The sequence below is a fragment of the Arthrobacter sp. AL05 genome (assembly GCF_029960715.1).
Taxonomy (GTDB): domain Bacteria; phylum Actinomycetota; class Actinomycetes; order Actinomycetales; family Micrococcaceae; genus Arthrobacter.
Genome location: NZ_JASBRC010000067.1, coordinates 1 through 290, shown reverse-complemented (window position 1 = coordinate 290; position 290 = coordinate 1). Strand labels below are relative to the sequence as shown.

The window sequence follows — 290 nt, the reverse complement described above, 5'->3', positions numbered from 1 at the left end:
CCCCGATGAGCCGGAGATGAGGGTGTCACCCGAGACGATCTACCAGTCCCTTTACGTCCAGTCCCGCGGGGCGCTGAAGCGCGATCTGACCGCGTGCCTGCGCACCGGGCGGGCTATCAGGCAGCCCTGCCGCAAGGCCGGCCAGCGCAAGAACCGGATCCCCGGAATGATCAACATTTCCGAACGTCCCCCCGAAATTCAGGACCGGGCCGTGCCCGGGCATTGGGAAGGCGACCTCATCATCGGCAAAGGGAATCAGTCCGCGATTGGAACGCTGGTCGAGCGGACCA

At 65.2% G+C, this 290-nt stretch carries 1 protein-coding gene; it reads left to right on the top strand.

The features are described from left to right. Positions 1-290 (top strand): IS30 family transposase (locus QK287_RS18470; RefSeq protein ID WP_282361143.1); only part of this gene is annotated, 290 nt, incomplete at both ends.